Annotated in this window: 19 protein-coding genes; 15 read left to right on the forward strand and 4 right to left on the reverse strand. The window is 46.0% G+C overall.

Annotated features, from left to right (window positions below):
• Positions 1-8: 8 nt before the first annotated feature.
• Complete coding sequence (gene srmB, locus AC6I7V_RS02360; protein ID WP_498011262.1) at positions 9-1,241, reverse strand: ATP-dependent RNA helicase SrmB; 1,233 nt, start codon at positions 1,239-1,241, stop codon at positions 9-11.
• Positions 1,242-1,349: 108 nt separating this feature from the next.
• Positions 1,350-2,072: a tRNA1(Val) (adenine(37)-N6)-methyltransferase gene (locus AC6I7V_RS02365; protein ID WP_498011263.1), complete on the reverse strand. Its 723-nt coding sequence runs from the start codon at positions 2,070-2,072 to the stop codon at positions 1,350-1,352.
• A 312-nt stretch (positions 2,073-2,384) separates the two neighbouring features.
• On the opposite strand from AC6I7V_RS02365, the gene brnQ reads away from it, so the two are divergent.
• Entirely contained in the window at positions 2,385-3,698 is a 1,314-nt protein-coding gene (gene brnQ / locus AC6I7V_RS02370; protein WP_261882587.1) for a branched-chain amino acid transport system II carrier protein, read from the forward strand.
• Between the two features lie 113 nt (positions 3,699-3,811).
• Here the strand turns inward: brnQ and fldB are convergent, their stop codons facing one another.
• A complete protein-coding gene (fldB, locus tag AC6I7V_RS02375; protein WP_255231435.1) occupies positions 3,812-4,333 on the reverse strand; it encodes a flavodoxin FldB in 522 nt (173 codons plus the stop codon).
• A gap of 151 nt (positions 4,334-4,484) precedes the next feature.
• On the opposite strand from fldB, the gene xerD reads away from it, so the two are divergent.
• From xerD to AC6I7V_RS02420, 9 genes are all read left to right on the forward strand, one after another.
• Complete coding sequence (xerD, locus tag AC6I7V_RS02380) at positions 4,485-5,399, forward strand: site-specific tyrosine recombinase XerD (protein WP_255231434.1); 915 nt, start codon at positions 4,485-4,487, stop codon at positions 5,397-5,399.
• A gap of 26 nt (positions 5,400-5,425) precedes the next feature.
• Positions 5,426-6,205, forward strand: coding sequence for a thioredoxin fold domain-containing protein (locus AC6I7V_RS02385; RefSeq protein WP_255231433.1), 780 nt, complete (start codon positions 5,426-5,428; stop codon positions 6,203-6,205).
• Positions 6,206-6,277: 72 nt separating this feature from the next.
• Entirely contained in the window at positions 6,278-8,014 is a 1,737-nt protein-coding gene (gene recJ / locus AC6I7V_RS02390; RefSeq protein ID WP_498011264.1) for a single-stranded-DNA-specific exonuclease RecJ, read from the forward strand.
• A 227-nt stretch (positions 8,015-8,241) separates the two neighbouring features.
• Positions 8,242-9,340 (forward strand): peptide chain release factor 2 gene (gene prfB, locus AC6I7V_RS02395; RefSeq protein ID WP_150895812.1). Its coding sequence is split into 2 segments (ribosomal slippage): positions 8,242-8,316 and positions 8,318-9,340, totalling 1,098 coding nucleotides; the frame shifts between segments, so codons are not numbered across the junction.
• Positions 9,341-9,390: 50 nt separating this feature from the next.
• The gene (gene lysS / locus AC6I7V_RS02400) at positions 9,391-10,923 is read left to right on the forward strand and encodes a lysine--tRNA ligase (protein WP_255231432.1); all 1,533 of its coding nucleotides are present in this window, start codon (positions 9,391-9,393) and stop codon (positions 10,921-10,923) included.
• 278 nt (positions 10,924-11,201) lie between these two features.
• Positions 11,202-12,536 (forward strand): cyclic-di-GMP-binding transcriptional regulator VpsR, encoded by a 1,335-nt coding sequence (gene vpsR / locus AC6I7V_RS02405; RefSeq protein ID WP_261882590.1) that lies wholly within the window; start codon positions 11,202-11,204, stop codon positions 12,534-12,536.
• Between the two features lie 310 nt (positions 12,537-12,846).
• Positions 12,847-12,969: a hypothetical protein gene (locus AC6I7V_RS02410; RefSeq protein ID WP_261882591.1), complete on the forward strand. Its 123-nt coding sequence runs from the start codon at positions 12,847-12,849 to the stop codon at positions 12,967-12,969.
• 107 nt (positions 12,970-13,076) lie between these two features.
• Positions 13,077-13,328: a DUF1127 domain-containing protein gene (locus AC6I7V_RS02415; protein WP_255231429.1), complete on the forward strand. Its 252-nt coding sequence runs from the start codon at positions 13,077-13,079 to the stop codon at positions 13,326-13,328.
• A gap of 191 nt (positions 13,329-13,519) precedes the next feature.
• Positions 13,520-13,831: a DUF6482 family protein gene (locus tag AC6I7V_RS02420; protein ID WP_032553168.1), complete on the forward strand. Its 312-nt coding sequence runs from the start codon at positions 13,520-13,522 to the stop codon at positions 13,829-13,831.
• A 23-nt stretch (positions 13,832-13,854) separates the two neighbouring features.
• On the opposite strand, the gene mutH is transcribed toward AC6I7V_RS02420, so the two are convergent.
• Positions 13,855-14,520 carry a DNA mismatch repair endonuclease MutH gene (mutH, locus tag AC6I7V_RS02425; protein ID WP_255231428.1) on the reverse strand — a complete coding sequence of 222 codons (666 nt, stop codon included), beginning with the start codon at positions 14,518-14,520 and terminating at the stop codon, positions 13,855-13,857.
• 614 nt (positions 14,521-15,134) lie between these two features.
• Between mutH and rppH the strand changes: the two genes are divergently transcribed.
• The 5 genes from rppH to AC6I7V_RS02450 are packed head-to-tail and all read left to right on the forward strand — an operon-like array spanning position 15,135 to position 20,441.
• Complete coding sequence (gene rppH / locus AC6I7V_RS02430; RefSeq protein WP_239841548.1) at positions 15,135-15,653, forward strand: RNA pyrophosphohydrolase; 519 nt, start codon at positions 15,135-15,137, stop codon at positions 15,651-15,653.
• Positions 15,654-15,655: 2 nt separating this feature from the next.
• Entirely contained in the window at positions 15,656-17,905 is a 2,250-nt protein-coding gene (ptsP, locus tag AC6I7V_RS02435; RefSeq protein WP_498011265.1) for a phosphoenolpyruvate--protein phosphotransferase, read from the forward strand.
• Positions 17,906-17,913: 8 nt separating this feature from the next.
• A complete protein-coding gene (locus AC6I7V_RS02440) occupies positions 17,914-18,705 on the forward strand; it encodes a sulfite exporter TauE/SafE family protein (protein ID WP_255231426.1) in 792 nt (263 codons plus the stop codon).
• A 53-nt stretch (positions 18,706-18,758) separates the two neighbouring features.
• A complete protein-coding gene (gene lgt / locus AC6I7V_RS02445; protein ID WP_498011266.1) occupies positions 18,759-19,580 on the forward strand; it encodes a prolipoprotein diacylglyceryl transferase in 822 nt (273 codons plus the stop codon).
• 9 nt (positions 19,581-19,589) lie between these two features.
• Positions 19,590-20,441 (forward strand): thymidylate synthase, encoded by an 852-nt coding sequence (locus AC6I7V_RS02450; protein ID WP_498011267.1) that lies wholly within the window; start codon positions 19,590-19,592, stop codon positions 20,439-20,441.
• Positions 20,442-20,505 lie beyond the last annotated feature (64 nt).

Below are 20,505 nucleotides of genomic sequence, written 5' to 3' on the forward strand. Positions count from 1 at the left end.
CAAATCGACTACTTCTTCTTTTTCTTAGCGGTTTTTTTAGCTGCGCCTTTCTTATCGTCTTTCTTCACCTTTTTCTTCTTTTTGAAGACAGGTTTTTTGTGCGTAGGACGCATACCTTCGATGAAGCGCTCTTTGATGCTCTCTTTGGTGTAGCGTGCAACACGCTCAATCATTGGTTGGTCATGCGCTTCGATTAGCGAGATAGCATTACCTTTCTTACCAGCACGAGCAGTGCGGCCAATACGGTGCAGGTAAACATCAGCAGTACGTGGCATGTCGTAGTTAATTACGTGGCTCACGTCTGGTAGGTCGATACCACGAGCTGCTACGTCAGTTGCCAGTAGTACATTCACAGTGCCATCGCGGAAACGAGCAATCGCATTGTTACGGCGATCTTGTGGCATTTCACCTTGAATCCAAGCACATGGGATCTGGGCACTCTCTAATTGAGCTCGAAGGTCCGCTAGGCGCTCACGTGTTTTTAGGAACACGATAGTACGCTCTGCTTGTTCAGTGATGATGTGCTTAAGAAGATCCAGCTTGTGCTCTGCTGTGTCTGCACGGTGGTACCACTGAGTGATCTTTTTACGCTCACGCAGGGAAGATTTGGCATCGATCTCTGCTGGGTTGTTTAGTAGATCTTCAGTGAAGCCCTCAACGCCTTTACCCTCTAGGGTTGCCGAGAATAGTAGCGTCTGTTTACGCCAGCGACACTCTGCAGATAGACGGTCAACAACTGGGCCAAAGCCCATATCGAGCATACGGTCTGCTTCGTCTAGAATCAGCCATTCGATAGCACGACAATCAAAGCGTTCAGCTTCGATGTACTCCATCAGACGGCCTGGAGTCGCAACAACGATGTCTTGAGTCGTGCCTAAGATGTCCGCGTGCTCTTGGTACATCACACCACCAGTAATGGTGAAGATATTCAGGCTGGTGTATTTTGCAAGATCACGAGCTTGGTCTGCGATCTGCATTGCTAGCTCACGTGTCGGCGTTAGGATCAGCATACGTGCTGGGCCCGCTTTCTTACGTGGAAAGTCGAGCAGGTATTGCAAAGCTGGCAGTACAAAAGAAGCTGTTTTACCAGTACCTGTCGGTGCAGAAGCTAAAACGTCTCGTCCATCTAACGCTTGTGGGATTGCTTCAGCTTGTATCTGTGTTGGGCGTTCGTAGCCCATCTCGTCGATTGCTTTAAGCAGCTCTTGTTCTAGATCGAGTTCTGCAAAGGTTCTGATCACTGTTGTTTCTCCACAAGCAATAAATGTGTCTGCACGTCGTTGGCAGACGATAAAAAAGAGTAGTCGGCCATTATAGAAGCATTAGTGATTAGGATCACATGGTATTTGCTACATCTTGAGATAAAAATCTTGAGTTAGCGCGATAAACGCCTCGCTGTAACCATTTTGATCGTGAATTAATAGCTGCTGGTGGTCGAGTTGCACATCGGGATCTTTAGATAGCTCAAACAAAAGGCGTGTAGGCTGCTTTTTGGCGGTGGTTCTTACATCCAGTCGGCGCGATAGATGCCATCCACTCTGTCTGGCGATCTCGATAAACTGCTCCCCTTCAACCATCGGTAGAATAAAGCTTGCAGTGGCTGATTCTGTGGTTAGCTCATAGCAGCGAACAGCCAGTGCTTTGTGCTCAAGGCTGGCAGTATGACGAGCGGTAGCGCGTTGGCTATGTGCAGATTGCTCTCCGGAATTAAAGTAGGGTGGATTGCAGATGATAGCGTCGAACTGATCTGGTAATTCAACCTCTAACACACTGCCAAAATAGAGCCGTAGACGATCGCTCCAAGGGGAGTGGTCGAAGTTGATCTTTGCGGCATGAATGGCGTCGGGATCGATATCGATTGCCGAGAGACTTACCGAAGGATAACGCTGCGCCAGCATTAGTGTGAGTAAACCAGTACCAGTACCAATATCCAGAGCTTTTGGTTGTTGATCAAGTTGTGTCCATGCACCCAATAATACGCCATCGGTGCTGACAGGCATTCCAGTCTGCCCACCATAAATAGAAAACTGTTTAAAATTAAAGCTTTTTGTCTCTAGCGTTTTTTGTTTCATAAATCTGCAAGTACCGGAATTTTTAACTACCTAGTTTTAATGTTGATCTTTTGTATGGTCTTTTGTGCTGACTTGTTTTGAATTGTTGCAATTTATGAGTAGCTTATAATTATGAGTATTTTTTCAAAATTAGTAGAATAAACTGCTTTTAGCATAAAATCGCAAATTAATATGGTGTTTTCTTATGTTGGCTTGCAGCTTAGCGAGTGTTTCGTCATTATGCGCGACTATTTTGTCGATTGAATGGCAGTTTTTCACTGTAACATTCGCGCAAGCACAACATTATTTCAAAAGTATAATTAAGGATTATCTGTGAAACAGAGTCTAAAACTAACAGATGTTATCGCATTGGGCTTTATGCTTTTTGCGTTTTTCTTGGGTGCGGGTAACATTATATTCCCACCTCTAGCTGGCCAGTTGGCTGGTGATCATTTTCTGCCAGCGATGTTCGGCTTTCTGCTGACTGCGGTTGGTCTTCCGTTAATCACCATCGTAGCTGTCGCTCTTGCTGGTGGCTCTTGGGATCATCTAACCAAAGATCTTCCTAAGAAAGCGGCTACCATTATGGCGGTGTTGATCTTCATTATCATTGGCCCTGCATTTGCTGCGCCACGTACTGGCCTTGTTGCTTATGAGATGGCGGTGAAACCGTTCTTCATCGATGCCTCTCAAGCTCACTTAACATTCTTTTCTGTCGCTTTTTTTGTGGTTGCCATGTTCTTCTCATGGTCTCAAGGTAAGCTAATTGACGTGATTGGTAAGGTTCTAACGCCTGCACTTTTCGTCGGCTTAGCTGTCCTGGCGGTTGCTGTATTTGTTAACCCTCAGGGCGACATTCTTGGTGCTCACGGTGAATACATCACTCAACCACTAACCAAAGGTTTCCTTGAAGGTTACAACACCATGGATACTTTTGCCTCACTGATGTTTGGTATGCTGATTGTGGATTCTATCCGTAGTAAAGGCATCTCTGACCGTGCGGCAACAACCAAGTACCTGATCAGCGCGGGTTGTATTGCTGCTGCGGGTCTGGCGTTCGTTTACATCTCTCTATTTTTCCTTGGAGCGACAAGCGCAACCGTTGCTGCAGGGGCGGATAATGGTGGTACGATCTTAAGCCAATACGTTCAATCTCTATTTGGTCCTTCAGGTCAGATTGTTCTGTCTGTGATTGTACTATTAGCGTGTTTGACTACGGCTATTGGCCTGATCTCGGCGTGTTCTGATTACTTCAGCTCGCTCACACCATTGTCTTACAAGACTTGGGTAATCATCAACGGTGTTGCTTGTGCTACGGTAGCGAACGTTGGTCTTTCTCAGCTTATTTCTCTGTCTGTTCCTGTGCTGTTTGCACTTTACCCAGTGGCAATTGCATTGGTAGCACTGACATTCTTGCGTAGCCGTTTCCCTAATCCAAAAGTGGCGTACCGCGTTGTGGTATTAGTGTCACTGCTGTTCGCTCTTATCGATGCAGCGAAAGTGGCGGGTGTAGATGTATCAGCACTGAAGATGCTGCCACTGTTTGAAATCGGTATGGGTTGGTTACTACCAACAGCTGCAGCCATTATCTGCATGTTCTTTGTAGGTAAGTCGACAGCGTCAGAAATGACACAAGAGAGAGTTTAATCTCTACTCGAATCTAAATAGAAAAGGCCCCGCTGCTGGCAAGTAGCGGGGCCTTTTTGTATTCGCGAGTTTTGATACTTATTACTCAGAGTGGAGGCTGAATAGTTAAGGCGTTAGATTTTTTCGCTGTACTCAACCAGAACCTGCTCAACCCAAGCCGCGATTCGCTCATCGCTCAATTCGTATTGTGAGTCTTCATCAAGAGCGAGACCAACAAATTGTGATTGGTCTTCTGTTAGTGCTTTTGATGCTTCGAACGTGTAGCTGTCGTCGTTTGGCCAGTATCCGACAAACTCCGCGCCTACGGTTTTTAGTTCGTCGTGCAACAAACCCATCGCATCAAGGAACCATTCGCCATAACCTTCTTGGTCGCCCAGTCCGAACAGCGCCACGATTTTGCCTTTTACTGGTGTGGTTGCTAGGTCATCCCAGATTTCATTCCAATCTTCTTGGATTTCACCAAAGTCCCAAGTCGAGATACCCAGTAGCAGCAGGTCATAGTCGGCCATTAATGAAAGTGGCGTCTCTTTTACATTGTGAATGTCGACTAAGTCTTCGCCGATGATGCCGCGAATCTTTTCTGCAGCCATTTCTGTGTAGCAGGTGGTTGAGCCGTAAAACAGTCCAATTTTCATAGCATGTGTTCGATTTTTATTTTGAGATGGCGAATTCTAACCATAAATTGAATTCGATTGCAGCGATTATCCGCCCAAGTCGTAATTTTTATAGCTTTCATCAGGCCTGTAGCTTAATCTCAAAACATTTTCCAATATGATGAGAATAGCTATGCAGTCGCCTCAAGGGCAGAACGCCGATCATGGTCTTGTTGAACAATTTTTAGATGCGATGTGGATGGAGAGAGGGCTTTCAGAAAATACGCTCACCTCTTATCGCACCGATCTTGCCAAGCTACTTGATTGGATGGAAAAGAATAATTACCGCTTGGACTTCATTAGCTTATCCGGTTTGCAGGATTATCAGAGCTGGTTGGTTGATGCGAACTTTAAGCAGACGTCGCGTGCTCGTATGTTGTCGGCGATTCGTCGCCTATTTCAATACCTGCATCGAGAAAAGGTAAGGGCTGACGACCCGAGTGCTTTATTGGTGAGCCCAAAGCTTCCTCAGCGCTTACCCAAAGATCTCAGTGAAGAGCAGGTTGATGCCTTGCTTGATGCTCCAGACCCGAACGACCCGATTGAGCTCAGAGATAAAGCGATGCTAGAGCTTTTATACGCAACCGGTCTTCGTGTGACTGAACTGGTCAGCCTGACAATGGAGAACATCAGCTTAAGACAAGGTGTGGTACGAGTGGTTGGTAAAGGGGGCAAAGAGCGCTTGGTTCCAATGGGTGAAAATGCGGTAGACTGGATAGAAACTTTTATTGAGCAAGGCCGTCCGCAACTGCTTGGAGAAAATAGTTCGGATGTGGTTTTCCCGAGTAAACGTGCCAAGCAGATGACCCGACAAACCTTTTGGTACCGTATTAAGCACTATGCGGTTATCGCAGGTATAGATACGGAACTGCTGTCTCCGCACGTGTTAAGGCATGCGTTTGCAACACATTTACTGAACTATGGTGCCGATCTCAGAGTCGTACAGATGTTATTGGGACATAGTGACTTATCGACAACCCAAATTTATACTCACGTGGCAACGGAAAGACTGAAGCAGATTCATGCTCAGCACCACCCACGAGCTTAGATTCAAATTATTTTAAGGTGAACTTAATGAGCGTATTACGCCGTCTTCCTCTATTGGCACTGCCTTTTTTCATCACTGCTTGTAACGCATCTGAAGAGAATGTTGAGCAGGTTAAGACTGCAGTAGAGGCTGCACCCACTCAAGAATACGATATTAAGGCTTTGACCCAGCGTTTTGAGAAGATTGGCGTCAAAGTGATGGATGTTGTGCCTTCGGATATCGATGGGTTAGTCGAAGTTCAAACCAATAGCGGTATCATTTTCTCGTCTCCATCGGGTGATCACTTCATCGCAGGTACACTTTACTCACTGGATGAAAATGGCAAATTCAGCGACGTATTAGCGGAGCGTCAGGCTCCTATTAACGCCGCGAAAATCGCAGAAATGGCTGACTCGACCATCGAATACAAAGCGGATGATGAAAAATACGCGATTACGGTCTTCACGGACATCACCTGCGGCTACTGTGTGCGCCTACACAGTCAAATGCAGGGTTATAACGATTTAGGTATTACGGTTCGTTACATGGCCTACCCACGTCAGGGGGCAACCGGTCAAGTTGCCAATCAGATGGCGGCGATTTGGGGCTCAGATGATCCAAAAGCAGCAATGCACGATGCGAAAGTGAATCGTCAAATGCCAGACTCTGCGAAAGCAACGTCGGCAACCAAATCCATTATTGCTAAGCAGTACCAATTAGGTCGCGAGCTTGGTATCAGCGGTACACCGGCAATCTTCTTACCAAATGGTGAGCTTGTGAGTGGCTACCTGCCTCCTGCGCAACTTATCCAACGCTTAGAGCAATAATTCTGCTCAGCAGTACGCATATCCAAATTTACACATAAGGAATGGCCCAATTTGGTTTGGGCCAAATAGGTCATGATAGAGATACAACGTCGCCCCGAAGTCGATACCTCCGTTCTTCCTGCAGATTTGCCAGAGCTACTTAAACGAATCTATGTGAGCCGTGGAATTAATAGTCCAGCTCAGTTAGAGACGGCAGCCAAAGGCTTGCACTCGTACCAAAAGCTCGGTGGCATTGATGCGGCAGTTGAGTTGCTATTCAAAGCTATTCAGCAGCGGAAACGTATTATTGTGGTTGGCGACTTTGATGCGGATGGCGCGACCAGCTCGGCACTTTCTGTGTTGGCGCTGCGTATGCTTGGCAGCAATAACGTTGACTATTTGGTGCCAAACCGTTTTGAAGACGGCTATGGTCTGAGCCCGGAAGTGGTTGAGCAGGCGATTGAGATTGGCGCAGAAGTGATCATGACCGTGGATAACGGTGTTTCATCGATTGAAGGAGTACGCTTTGCCAAAGAGAAAGGCTTAGATGTATTGGTCACCGATCATCACTTACCGGGGCATGAGCTTCCGATGGTGGATGCGATGGTGAATCCAAACTTAGAAAGTTGTGCGTTCCCTTCAAAAGCATTGGCGGGAGTTGGTGTTGCATTCTACCTGATGATGGCGCTATGCGTTCACATGCGAAAGCTCGGTTGGTTTGCTCAGCAAGGTATGGCTGAACCGAAACTTATGGAGCTGATTGACCTCGTAGCACTTGGCACGGTAGCCGATGTTGTCCCTCTTGATGAGAATAACCGTATCTTGGTACACCAAGGCCTACAACGTATTCGTGCAGGCAAGGCGCGTCCGGGAATTCAGGCGTTGATTGAAGTGGCGAAACGCGATGCTCGTCGCCTGGTCGCGTCCGATTTCGGTTTTGCTCTTGGGCCTCGTATCAATGCGGCTGGACGCCTTGACGACATGTCATTTGGTGTGGAACTGCTGATGAGTAACAACATCCACGCAGCGCGTCGTATGGCGAGTGAGTTGGATGGCCTCAACCAAACTCGTAAAGAGATTGAAGAGGGGATGAAACAAGAGGCAATCGCTTTCTGTGAACGTTTAGAGTTCGGTGAAGCAGACCTACCGTGTGGTTTGGCGCTGTTCCAACGCGATTGGCACCAGGGTGTGATTGGTATCTTGGCATCACGTATCAAAGATAAATATCACCGCCCAGTGATTGCGTTTGCTGATGGTGGAGAGGGCAGCATTAAAGGCTCTTGTCGCTCGATTCCTGGCTTGCACATGCGTGATACTCTGGATCGCATTGATACGCAGAACCCAGGTCTGATCGTGAAGTTTGGTGGTCATGCAATGGCGGCAGGCTTAACCATCATGGAAAAAGATTTTGAACGCTTTAGTAAACTGTTTGATGAAGCGGTCAAACAAGATCTTGGTGAAACGGCACTCAAAGGCATCATCTTGTCGGATGGAGAACTGCTTCCTGAAGAGTTTTCCATGCATACTGCTGAGTTTTTGCGTGCTGGTGGCCCTTGGGGACAAGCCTTCCCAGAACCTATCTTTGATGGCGAATTTAAAGTGCTCCATCAAAAACTAGTTGGTGAAAAGCACCTGAAATTGATGCTGGAGCCACTCTACAAAGGTCACCCGACCAATGTGATGATTGATGGTATTGCTTTTAATGTCGACTTGCGTCGCTGGCCAGACGCATCGGTTAACACCGTGCACCTTGCCTATAAACTCGATATCAACGAGTTCCGCGGCAATCAATCGCTGCAGTTGATGATCGACAATATCGAAGCGAAGTAGCGACCAATTCGTTTCTGCTAAAAGCAAAATTGAGCACGTGCCCCAACTCCTCTGGGGCGCGTTATTGCTGTTTTTAACCTCATGTTAACGCCATTCTTATCTCGCTGATTTCCTTTTGCGTATTCATCAGCGATTGTTCGACTTTCTTATCTAAAAATTTCTGTATCTCCGTCACACTTTTGAGTACAATTCTTCGGTTAAATTCTACTCATAAATGATGAGCTAAAATGTTTGAAATCAATCCAATCAAAAACCGTCTGCAGGATGTGTCTGAGCGCACAAATATCCTGAGGGGGTACCTTTGACTATGACGCTAAACAAGAGCGTCTAGAAGAAGTAAACGCAGAACTAGAACAACCAGATGTATGGAACGAGCCTGAGCGTGCGCAAGCACTGGGTAAAGAGCGTGCATCACTGGAAGCTGTGGTAGAGACCATCGACCAACTTGACCAAGGTGTTGAGGATGTGGAAGGCCTACTTGAGCTGGCGGTTGAAGAAGAAGACCAAGAGACATTTGACGAGATCGAACCTGAACTGGCTGAGCTAGAAGCTAAGCTAGAGAAGCTAGAGTTCCGTCGTATGTTCGCAGGCGATCACGACGCATCTGACTGCTACATCGACCTACAATCAGGTTCGGGTGGTACAGAAGCACAAGACTGGACTTCAATGATGCTACGCATGTACTTGCGTTGGGCTGAAGCGAAAGGCTTCAAGACCGAGGTAATTGAAGTTTCTGAGGGTGAAGTTGCTGGCCTGAAAGGGGCAACGGTTCGCATCTCAGGTGAGTACGCTTATGGTTGGCTACGTACGGAAACAGGTGTACACCGCCTAGTTCGTAAGTCTCCATTTGACTCAAGCGGTCGTCGTCATACGTCATTTGCTTCTGCGTTTATCTACCCAGAGATTGATGACAACATTGATATCGATATTAACCCTTCTGATCTGCGTATTGACGTATACCGTGCATCTGGTGCAGGTGGTCAACACGTAAACACCACGGAATCGGCGGTTCGTATTACTCACGTTCCAACTAACACCGTGGTGCAATGTCAGAATGACCGTTCTCAGCATAAGAACAAAGACCAAGCGATGAAGCAGCTTCGTGCAAAACTGTTTGAATTAGAGATTCAAAAACAGAACGCAGAGAAGCAAGCGAACGAAGATGCTAAATCTGACATCGGTTGGGGTAGCCAAATCCGCTCTTACGTACTGGATGACTCGCGCATCAAAGATCTACGTACTGGCGTTGAAAACCGCAATACTCAAGCGGTTCTTGATGGCGACCTAGACAAATTTATCGAAGCTAGCCTGAAATCAGGTCTGTAAGCTTTTCACCGAAAAACAATTTTCATAAAGAAAGACAGGATACATCGAAAATGACTGATGCTGTTCAAAACGAAAACGCACAAGAAGGCTCTTTACCTGAAGAGAACAAGCTGATCGCCGAGCGTCGCGCGAAGCTGGATCATATCCGCAAGAGCTGCAAAGCAAACGGTCACCCAAATGATTTCCGTCGTGAGCACCTAGCTGGCGACCTTCAAGCGGAATTCGGTGAAAAGACTAAAGAAGAGCTAGAAGAGCTAAATCACGTGGTTGCAATCGCTGGCCGTGTAATGGCTAAGCGTGGTCCATTCCTAGCAATTCAAGAAACATCTGGCCGTATCCAAGCATACGCTGCAAAAGATGTTCAAAAAGAGCTTAAAGAGAAATACCAAGGCCTAGATATCGGTGACATCATCGGTGTTAAAGGGGCACTTCACAAGTCAGGTAAAGGCGACCTTTACGTGAACATGGAGTCTTACGAGCTGCTAACGAAAGCGCTTCGTCCACTTCCAGAGAAGTTCCACGGTCTGACTGACCAAGAGATGCGTTACCGTCAGCGTTACGTTGACCTAATCGTGAACGAAGACTCTCGCAACGCATTCATCGTGCGCTCTAAGCTTGTATCTTCAATCCGCAACTTCATGAGCTCAAAAGGCTACCTAGAAGTTGAAACGCCAATGATGCACGTGATCCCTGGTGGTGCGACGGCACGTCCATTCATCACTCACCACAACGCACTAGACATCGACATGTACCTACGTGTTGCACCTGAGCTTTACCTAAAGCGTCTAGTTGTAGGTGGCTTTGACCGTGTATTCGAGATCAACCGTAACTTCCGTAACGAAGGTCTATCGCCACGTCACAACCCAGAATTCACAATGATGGAGTTCTATCAAGCGTACTCTGACTACAAAGATCTGATGGATCTGACTGAAGAGATGCTAAGCACAGCAGCGATGGACGTTCTTGGTTCGACTTCTATGCCTTACGGTGACGAAACGGTTGAGTTTGGTGGTAAGTACGCGCGTATGAGCATGTTTGATGCGATCAAACACTACAACCCTGAGCACGCTGAAATTCAAGCGCTAACAGAAGCAGACCTTCAAGACCGTGAAAAGATGGTAGCAATCGCGAAATCTGTACACGTAGAAGTAGAGACGTTCTGGACATGTGGCCAGCTTCTAGAAGAGATCTTTGGTGAAACGGCTGAGCCTCAGCTAATTCAACCAACCTTCATCACTGGCTACCCAGCGGACATCTCTCCTCTAGCTCGCCGTAGCGATGACAACCCGTTCTTTACAGACCGCTTTGAGTTCTTTATCGGTGGTCGTGAAGTAGCCAACGGCTTCTCTGAGCTTAACGATGCACAAGACCAAGACGAGCGTTTCAAAGCGCAAGTGAACGCGAAAGATGCAGGTGATGACGAAGCAATGTACTACGATGCTGACTACATCACAGCACTTGAGCACGGCCTACCGCCAACAGCAGGTCAAGGTATCGGTATCGATCGTCTAGCGATGCTGTTTACTAACACGCACACAATCCGTGACGTGATTCTATTCCCGGCGATGCGTCCACAAGCGTAATCTCTCGCTTTCGCATATAGCACGAATCTTAAAAAGCTACCTTCGGGTAGCTTTTTTATTTCTAGGCGTATCAAAACCTTACCTACTCCGCACTCTGAGTTCGAAAAATCATTATTTGTGACATAGTCTTACTATTGAGACGAAGAATCTAAGATAGTCTCACTACTAAACGTCCTTGGCGTGAATATGAACTTGCTTGCGCAGTGAATTTCCCATATACAGGGAAAGCAATAGTTGGTACTCGGCCAAATAAATAGAAAATTGAATAAGGAAGAAGGATGGGAACTCAATTTAAGATGGATTCCTTACCAGGCTCTCTTATCGTCGTTGGTGGTGCGTACGAGCCTTGGTTATCTGTATTAGAACAAGTGGGTTGGCAATGCACTCAGTGTGCGGACCTAAGAAAGGCAGATGCACTTTTTACGGAAACCGGTCCTTGTATTGGGATCGTTGATCTAAGCCATGATGAGTTCAGTCTCAATGGTGTCGCTAATTTAGTGAGTAATAACAAACAGGTACGATGGTTAGCTCTGATTCGTGAATCACAACTAAGTTCAGACACGATCTGCCAGTTTATAGTGAACTTCTGTATCGACTTCTTCACGACTCCGATCCCAGATGCTCAGCTACTTAGCACGATAGGGCACCAGTTAGGCATGTTAAAGCTTGAGAAGAAGGTGTGGCCAAATTATGGTTTGAACAGTGACATGGGGCTGCTGGGGGATTCTGTTGCAGTCAAACGGCTGAGAGATCAAGTCAAACGAATTGGCCCGACTGACGTTAGTATCTTGATCTCAGGAGACAGCGGATCAGGCAAAGAGACGGTTGCGCGTTCTATTCACAGACACTCTTCTCGTGCAAAACATCCTTTTTTGACTGTGAACTGCCGTGCGCTGCCTGAATCAAGAATCGAAAGTGAACTGTTTGGCTTGGCCGGTAAGGTGGGGGATACTCCATGCATGCTTGAAGAGGCGGATGGTGGAACGATTCTGTTCAACGATATTTTAGCTATGCCTAGAGACCAGCAGGTGAATCTGCTTAAGTTTTTGCAAGAAGGTAAGGTTGAAACTTCAAAAGGCCTGCGCTCTGTTGATGTACGTATTTTAGCTTCAAACTCCTCAGATATAGAGAAGGCTTTGATTGAAGGCGATTTTAATGAGGAGCTTTATCACTACATCAATGTACTACGAATACATGTTCCGAGCTTGAAAGAGCGTGTCAGTGATATTCCAATTCTGGCAAACCACTTCTTGCACGATTACTCCAAAGAGTTCAATGCACAGGCTAAGAACTTCTCAGAATCGGCGGTCACGGCACTGTCTCGCTACCACTGGCCGGGCAATGTACGTGAGTTGATGAATCAAATTAAGCGGGTGGTCCTGATGTCTGATTCGATCATCATTGATGAAGAGCATCTTGATTTGCCAAAACAGCAAGATGAGAAGCGCAGTTTGAAAAGTATTCGAGAGCGATCAGAGCGCGATGCTTTGATTGTCGTTTTAGAGTCGCATGCAGGACAGGTTTCTCTAGCAGCGAAGGAGCTGGGAGTTTCACGAGCGACTATGTATCGTCTGCTCAATAAGCATAATCTGATATCTGAAGGGATAATTTAGAAAACACCACCACTTGAGAGCCACGCATTGCGTGGCTTTTGGCTTTTTTGGCGAAGCTTTTTATCTGATTGAAAAGCATGAACAGAGATAAGCTCTATAAATTTATATAATCATAGTGAATATCTTATGCTCAACATCATATGCAATTGGGATTTTGGGTGAATGCTTTGTTTTCAGATTGTTAACAGATTAGTGGTTGAATAATGTTCTCGATTGGATAGAATTTAATCGTGAAAGCAATGGTTTGCTAACAAGCCAGAAGCATTCAAATCACATCTTTTTGGATTAATTAATTAGCTTGGAGGCGCAAATGAAACATTTCGATTTTATTCAGCACATTTGCGCGTCGTTCGATCCTAGCACTGACTTGGTGGCTGCTATGCCACGTCTATCAGTAATGGCCGATCGCAACACCCAAGATAAATCTAACTAATTAATCCGTACCCATACTTGGCTGCGGAAAAATAGCAGCTAAGACATATCTACCTCTTATTTCACGCTATTTTTCCCCAGTCTAATCCCACTACTGGAGAATATATTATGCGTCACTCAGTTTACCTAAAATTAGCCACAGTTCTTATCCGAGCCGATCTTCGTCACGAGGAGCGAGTCTGGAAACGGAAAGTCCGCCGCAGTGCCTACGATCTTCCTTGGGAGAATCCACATCTACTAAAAGATATCGGTCTAGAAGTCGATGGACGACCAATCGGATTATCAGAGCCTGAAACCGTCACTATCGAGCGCCGAGTTCGCCATCTTCGTCGTGTCTTAAGTGCGCGAATACCGACGTAATACTAGGGAGTGATGGCACCTGTCACTCCCTAGGATAAAGAAATAGGTGCTGGTTATGGTGTCGGAGGGGGATCTCTGAATCAGTACCGTTGAAAAGAGGGGTAATACGCTCCTCTTTTCATATTTTTTATGAGGTTGTTTAGCAAACAAAGTCAGTTCTACTAAGCTAAAGATATTGATGGAGGTGAGGTATGCAAAAGCATCAACTAGATATGTGGTTGCATGGCGATCATAAAGACTCTTATCGAACACCCAAGGTGTATGTTATCGGGTGTTCTGATATCCCAGAGTATCTATTAGCAGTGGAATATAAGCATAAATTAGAGCCAGTTAAGCAAGGTGGAGAGCCAGTACACTTTGGATCGCTGGACCAGGTCAAAGAGGAGCTCCTCAGGCTTGGTTTCGATAAGGCCTATTTACGCCTCCACAACACTTATGACGAGTTTGGTAGTGAGCCAAGCCAACGCTATTGCGATATAGAGTTAGCGCTGAATCCACATTAAGTCGTTGTTACAATTGCTCGTTATCAAGCGTAGTGTTTTGTCAGAAGCTGATGAGTAAACTGAGTTCTTAAATAGAAGCCGCGCGGTTTGGTCTTGATTGGCTTTCCACTCGCGCCGTACGCCTCAGTTAAGACTCGGCTGTGTGCTGCTTTAGGTCTCAGATGTAGAGCTTCGCCGTGACGAGCGGTGATCTGCTCAACGTTACCTAACACGATCAACTCCATCAGTTCTTCCCAGTCTCTTTGAAGTATCTCTTCTTCTTCTCTGCTTGGCGTCCACAACAGTGGTGATCCTACGTGACGATCTGCCAACGGGATCTCGCGCTCTCCCTCAACTGGGATCCATAACACTTTGGATAATTTGTTGCGAACGTGACTGGTTTCCCAAGTCAGCCCTTGAACGCCCATTAAAGGAGCAACACAGACAAAGGTGGTCTCTAATGGCTTGCCACTGTAACTGATCGGAATGCTCTTAAGCTCAATGCCCAAATGTGCGAAGTCCTGCTCTGGTTTACTCCCAGCTGGCGCACCAAGGTGCCACTCCAACAGCTGTCCAACCCAGCCTTTATCTCGTTTCAGATCTTTAGGCATGGTCATTTCAGCTTCCTCAGCCAGTTCTTGAAAGGTCATACCGGCAATGGCGTAGGCTCGCTCTAGCAGCTCCGCTTCAGTTTGTGGTTCAGGTTTCATAACACATCGAGTTGGTAAAACGCCGATTTTATCAGATTCGAATGAAAATGCAGTGTGGTTAATAAACGATCATAGTGGCGGTTTACAGATCAATTCTACGGTTATCCACAGGCTAGGAGTCTAAAATCCTATAAAAACAAACCAGTGGATAAATAAACAGGGGTTTCGAGAGGATAAAATGCTTGCCAAATAGCGTGTAAACTGAATCTTTGAATGATGAGTGTGGATAAAGCTAAGGCTGGTTGATCTTTAACCATGTTGAGTTTTCAAAAGATCATTTGAAAAATGTAATTCTAGTTTAGCGATTAATTTAATTTAAGTATTTGATTTTTATGTATTATTTTTTATGTCTAATTGTTGTTGGTTTGGGCTGTTGATGAAAGTATGGATTAAAAAAAACGTTTGCGGTGAATTCTTCACATAGTTATTCACAGAAAAGGTGAATAAATGTGGTCTATGTCTCACTATTGTGTGGGTAACTATTTTGTGAGTAAAAGTTATCCAGTTTTAAGAAATTATTCATAAATATAGCCCTAATCACGTCACGAAGTTTGCTCCGCTTGGGGATATGTGGAAAAATCAGTGTAATTAAAAATTTAAATAGAGGTTGGCCAGTGATAGATGGCGATGGTTACCGATTAAACGTTGGTATTGTAATCTGTAACAACCATGGTCAGGTCTTCTGGGCTAAACGATACGGGCAACATTCATGGCAATTCCCTCAAGGGGGAATCGATGAAGGTGAAACTCCGGAGCAGGCAATGTACCGTGAGTTATATGAAGAGGTTGGCCTTACCAAAAAGGATGTAAAGATCGTCGCAACAAGTCGTCATTGGTTACGCTATAAGCTACCCAAACGACTGGTTCGATGGGATTCAAAACCTGTCTGTATTGGACAAAAACAGAAGTGGTTTCTTCTGCGTTTAGATTGCGATGAGTCGCGTATTAACATGCAACGTGGAAGTACACCTGAATTTGATGGTTGGCGTTGGGTAAGTTACTGGTACCCTGTTCGACAAGTTGTTTCTTTCAAGCGAGACGTATACCGCCGTGCAATGAAAGAGTTCGCTTCTTTAGCTATGCCATTTAAAGAGCGGAAAACAAAAGGAAAACGCAAACAGCGTAGAGGTTAAGCATGCTCAGTCAACTAAGGGAAATAGTTGAACACGTATCTAGAGTTGAAGATGTCTCAACCGCATTAGATATTTTAGTAAAAGAGACGTGCAGCGCAATGCAGACTGAGTGCTGTACTGTGTATTTAGCCAACAATGATATGCAGCGCCTTGAGTTGATGGCAACTCAAGGCCTCATTTTTGAAGGGAACAGTATCCATATTGGGTTTGACGAAGGTTTAGTCGGCTTGGTTAAACGCAGTGCTGAACCTATCAACCTCGCGCAAGCTTCTGCGCACCCTGCCTATAAGTTTTTCCCAGAACTTGGGGAAGACGTTTATCACTCTTTTCTTGGAACACCGATTATCTACCGTAAGCAAGTGCTTGGGGTTCTGGTCATCCAGCAAAAATCGCCACGCTTATTCAGTGAGATGGAGGAGTCGTTTCTCGTTACTTTGTCTGCACAATTAGCGGTGATTGTCGCGCATGCGCAAACACAAGGTATGTGGTTGTTGGAACATCAAGATCAACCTTCGACTAAAGGGATCGCTGCCTCATCGGGAGTGGCGATTGGTGAGCTGTGGTGGGATAATACCCAGCCAGAGTTAACCGATGTGTATCCTGCTTCAACGCTTGATATCGAACGTGAACATGAACTGCTCGCGGTCGCAGTTGAAAACGCACTGAATGACTTTAAGCGCATGCGTAAGCGTTTAGACAGTGATATCAACAAAGACGCTCTGGCGATCTTCGACCTGTTTACCCACCTTTTGAATGATCCGATGTTGCGCAATGATCTCAAGGCACAGGTTCAAAAAGGGGATAAAGCCGATTGGGCACTGAGACAAGTCGTGGAGAGCTACTCAAGTCGTTTTGCTCGTATGTCTGATCTCTACCTACGTGAACGAGCGCAAGATATTAGAGAGCTTGGACAGCGTCTACTCTATTTCTTACACAATTCAGAACAAGAGCAGCACTCTTTAGAGAAGCCAATCGTATTGGTAGTCCGTGAGCTCACAGCGTCTGTATTGGCTTCGATCCCGAAAGAGAAGTTGCTGGCGGTGATTTCGCTAGAAGGTGCAGCGAACTCTCACGCTGCCATTTTATCACGCGCTCTAGGTATTCCATCGGTAATGGGAGTGACTCTTAATCTTACCAATGTGAACGGTAAGCAGGTCATTGTTGACGGCTATAGTGGCGAGATTTTCATTGAGCCGACTCAAAACTTATTGAAAGAGTATCGAGAGCTGATCCTCGAAGAGACAGAGCTCTCGACAATGGTGAATCGTGATATTCACCTACCCGCCAAAACACAAGACGATCACCAGGTCGAGATTTTACTTAATGCGGGCTTGAGTGCTGATACCAACATTGCACTCAATCAAGGCGTTGATGGCGTTGGTCTGTATCGAACTGAGATATCTTTCCTTCTGCAACAGCGTTTTCCTTCAGAAGATGAACAAGTTAAACAGTACCAATCGGTGCTGGAGAGTTATCCAGACAAGCAGGTTGTGATGCGAACGCTGGATATTGGTGGTGATAAAGCTCTACCTTATTTTCCGATTGAAGAGGATAACCCCTTCTTGGGCTGGCGTGGTATTCGATTCACGCTCGACCATCCAGACATCTTTATTATTCAGCTAAGGGCTATGCTCAGAGCCAGCTGTGGCAGTCAAAACCTTAGCATTCTTCTACCCATGATCTCCGGTGCGCGTGAGCTTGATGATGCATTGAAGCTTATCAAGCAGGCGTACGAAGAGGTGTATGAGATTGATGATCGTGTTTGTATGCCACGTATCGGGATCATGCTTGAAGTCCCTTCAATGCTTTACTTATTGCCATTGATTGCTGACCGTGTTGATTTCGTTTCAGTTGGTACTAACGATCTCACTCAATATTTATTGGCGGTTGACCGGAACAATTCTCGTGTCTCTGATGTCTATGAATCTATGCATCCAGCAGTGATCATGGCGCTCAAGCAGATTCACGATACTTGTAAACAGTATCAACTGCCGGTGTGTATTTGTGGTGAGTTAGCGGGTGACCCGATGGGTGCACTGCTATTGATCGGTCTTGGTTATCAAACTTTGAGTATGAACACCTCGAATGTGGCAAGGATTAAATATCTGATACGTCAGTCTTCATTGAGTGATTTACAAGATTTAGCAAATAATGCACTCGTGCAGCCGTACGGCAGTGACATCTATAGTATGATGCTGTCCTATTTCGAACAGCGTGAATTTGCCGGCTTTATCAGAGCAGGTAAAAAATAGGATTAAACGTGTCATACGAACTCATTGGATTGCTAGCGGGCCTTGGCGCCGTTGTTGGTGTATTGGCTGGCTTATTGGGCATTGGCGGAGGCTTGTTGGTCGTCCCAGCATTGTTGTTCTTATTGCCTAAAGCGGGTATTGCACATGAGATTGCGATGCAAATGGCGTTGGCAACCTCTTTGTCGACCATTATTGTCACTTCTGGCTCTTCTGCGTTGAACCATTTGAAACTTGGTAATGTTGAGATGTTCGTGGTGAAGTGGTTGATGCCTGGTGTTGTGGTTGGCGGCTTTATGGGCTCTTTTATTGCCGATTCCATCCCATCTCAATATCTCCCTAAAGTATTTGGCATCATTGTTTTGTTGCTGGCAATGCAAATGCTGTTGTCGATACGTTCTCACAGCCAAAAGACTATGCCGGACCCAGCAAAAACAGTCGCATGCGGTGGCGGTATTGGTGTGATCTCCAGCTTAGCCGGAATTGGAGGTGGTTCACTGTCTGTACCTTTTCTGAATCATCATGGGGTTGAGATGCGTAAGGCGGTCGGCTCTTCGTCGGTCTGTGGTTGCGTGATTGCCATTTCGGGTATGATTGGTTTTATTTGGCACGGTTCGTCGGTTGAATCATTGCCTGCGTATAGTTTAGGTTACGTTTATGTGCCTGCGTTAGTGGCTATCTCTTGTACTTCGGTACTTACCACTCGCACTGGTGCTAAGTTGGCAACACAACTGCCAACGCCTGTATTAAAAAAAGTGTTCGCCGTCTTTTTAATGTTTATAGCCGCAAGCATGCTGCTGTAGTGTACTCCTCTTAGCCGTTGGCTAATTCTTTTATTCTAGATAGAGAGCTAAATATGTCTCAGGGTTTTATCGAATTCCCCAATATCGATCCTGTTCTGATTGAACTAGGGCCAATTTCTGTTCGTTGGTATGGTTTGATGTACCTTGTTGGTTTTGTGTTTGCGATGTGGCTAGCTAATCGCCGTGCAGACCAACCAAACAGTGGTTGGACTCGCGAGCAAGTCTCAGATTTACTATTTGCTGGTTTCTTGGGGGTTGTTATCGGTGGTCGTGTTGGTTACGTGCTGTTTTACAATTTTGACCTTTTCCTAGCGGATCCTCTGTATCTCTTTAAAGTATGGACTGGCGGCATGTCATTCCACGGTGGTCTGCTAGGTGTTATTACCGCAATGTTCTGGTATGCGAAAAAGAACGGTCGAACCTTCTTTGGCGTAGCCGACATGATCGCGCCATTGGTGCCGTTTGGCTTGGGTATGGGGCGTTTAGGTAACTTCATGAACAGCGAATTGTGGGGCCGAGTGACGGATGTGCCATGGGGTGTCGTCTTCCCGAATGGAGGCCCACTGCCTCGCCACCCATCTCAACTGTACGAAATGGCGCTTGAAGGTATTGTTCTGTTCTTCATTTTGAACTGGTTTATTAAGAAGCCTCGCCCATTAGGTTCAGTTTCTGGTCTGTTCCTTGCTGGATATGGTACATTCCGCTTCTTAGTAGAATATGTACGTGAACCAGATGCACACCTAGGTCTGTTTGGCGGATTTATCTCAATGGGTCAAATCCTGTCTCTACCTATGGTGATTATCGGTGTTCTTATGGTGGTTTGGGCATACAAGCGCGGTCACTACAAAGATGAAGTCCCAAAACAAACGAAGTAAGGAATTGGTGTGAAGCAGTATTTAGAACTCTGTCAGCGAATCGTTGATGAAGGCACGTGGATTGAAAACGAGCGTACAGGCAAACGCTGCCTAACGGTGATCAATGCAGACCTGACTTACGATGTTGGCAACAACCAGTTCCCACTTGTGACGACACGTAAGAGTTTTTGGAAAGCGGCAGTTGCTGAGCTACTTGGTTACATCCGTGGTTATGATAATGCTGAAGATTTTCGTAAGCTGGGCACCAAAACATGGGATGCAAATGCAAACCTTAATGAAGCTTGGTTGAATAACCCTCACCGTAAAGGTGAAGACGACATGGGCCGTGTTTATGGTGTTCAAGGTCGTGCATGGGCAAAGCCAGACGGCGGACACATCGATCAGCTAAAAAAGATTGTTGATGACTTAACGCGTGGTGTTGATGACCGTGGTGAGATCCTAAATTTCTACAACCCTGGCGAATTCCACATGGGTTGTCTTCGTCCGTGTATGTACAGCCATCACTTTTCTCTATTGGGTGATACTCTGTATCTAAACAGCACTCAGCGCTCTTGTGATGTCCCACTTGGCCTTAACTTCAATATGGTTCAGGTTTACGTATTCCTAGCGATTATGGCGCAAATCACTGGCAAGAAACCGGGTGTGGCTTATCACAAGCTAGTCAATGCTCACATCTACGAAGACCAGCTTGCACTAATGCGTGATATCCAGTTGAAGCGTGAACCTCTCGCACCAGCAACCTTCCACATTAACCCTGAGATTAAGTCTCTAGAAGATTTAGAAACATGGGTAACACTGGACGACTTCTGGGTAGAAGGCTACGAGTGTCACGAAGCGATTAAGTACCCGTTCTCGGTATAATACGCTTATAAAATGATTTGAAAGGCTGTCATGGTGCAGCCTTTTTTGTATCTGCTTTTATCTC

The sequence above is a fragment of the Vibrio sp. KUL70 genome, from assembly GCF_059725515.1.

Bases quoted from the DNA above. Each gene is read 5' to 3' on its own strand.
- mutH (WP_255231428.1), bottom strand. From the start codon at position 14,520: ATGAAACCTGAACCACAAACTGAAGCGGAGCTGCTAGAGCGAGCCTAC.
- AC6I7V_RS02420 (WP_032553168.1), top strand. From the start codon at position 13,520: ATGCAAAAGCATCAACTAGATATGTGGTTGCATGGCGATCATAAAGAC.
- xerD (WP_255231434.1), top strand. From the start codon at position 4,485: ATGCAGTCGCCTCAAGGGCAGAACGCCGATCATGGTCTTGTTGAACAA.
- ptsP (WP_498011265.1), top strand. From the start codon at position 15,656: ATGCTCAGTCAACTAAGGGAAATAGTTGAACACGTATCTAGAGTTGAA.
- AC6I7V_RS02410 (WP_261882591.1), top strand. From the start codon at position 12,847: ATGAAACATTTCGATTTTATTCAGCACATTTGCGCGTCGTTCGATCCT.
- recJ (WP_498011264.1), top strand. From the start codon at position 6,278: ATGATAGAGATACAACGTCGCCCCGAAGTCGATACCTCCGTTCTTCCT.
- lgt (WP_498011266.1), top strand. From the start codon at position 18,759: ATGTCTCAGGGTTTTATCGAATTCCCCAATATCGATCCTGTTCTGATT.
- AC6I7V_RS02415 (WP_255231429.1), top strand. From the start codon at position 13,077: ATGCGTCACTCAGTTTACCTAAAATTAGCCACAGTTCTTATCCGAGCC.
- vpsR (WP_261882590.1), top strand. From the start codon at position 11,202: ATGGGAACTCAATTTAAGATGGATTCCTTACCAGGCTCTCTTATCGTC.
- lysS (WP_255231432.1), top strand. From the start codon at position 9,391: ATGACTGATGCTGTTCAAAACGAAAACGCACAAGAAGGCTCTTTACCT.
- fldB (WP_255231435.1), bottom strand. From the start codon at position 4,333: ATGAAAATTGGACTGTTTTACGGCTCAACCACCTGCTACACAGAAATG.
- AC6I7V_RS02385 (WP_255231433.1), top strand. From the start codon at position 5,426: ATGAGCGTATTACGCCGTCTTCCTCTATTGGCACTGCCTTTTTTCATC.
- AC6I7V_RS02365 (WP_498011263.1), bottom strand. From the start codon at position 2,072: ATGAAACAAAAAACGCTAGAGACAAAAAGCTTTAATTTTAAACAGTTT.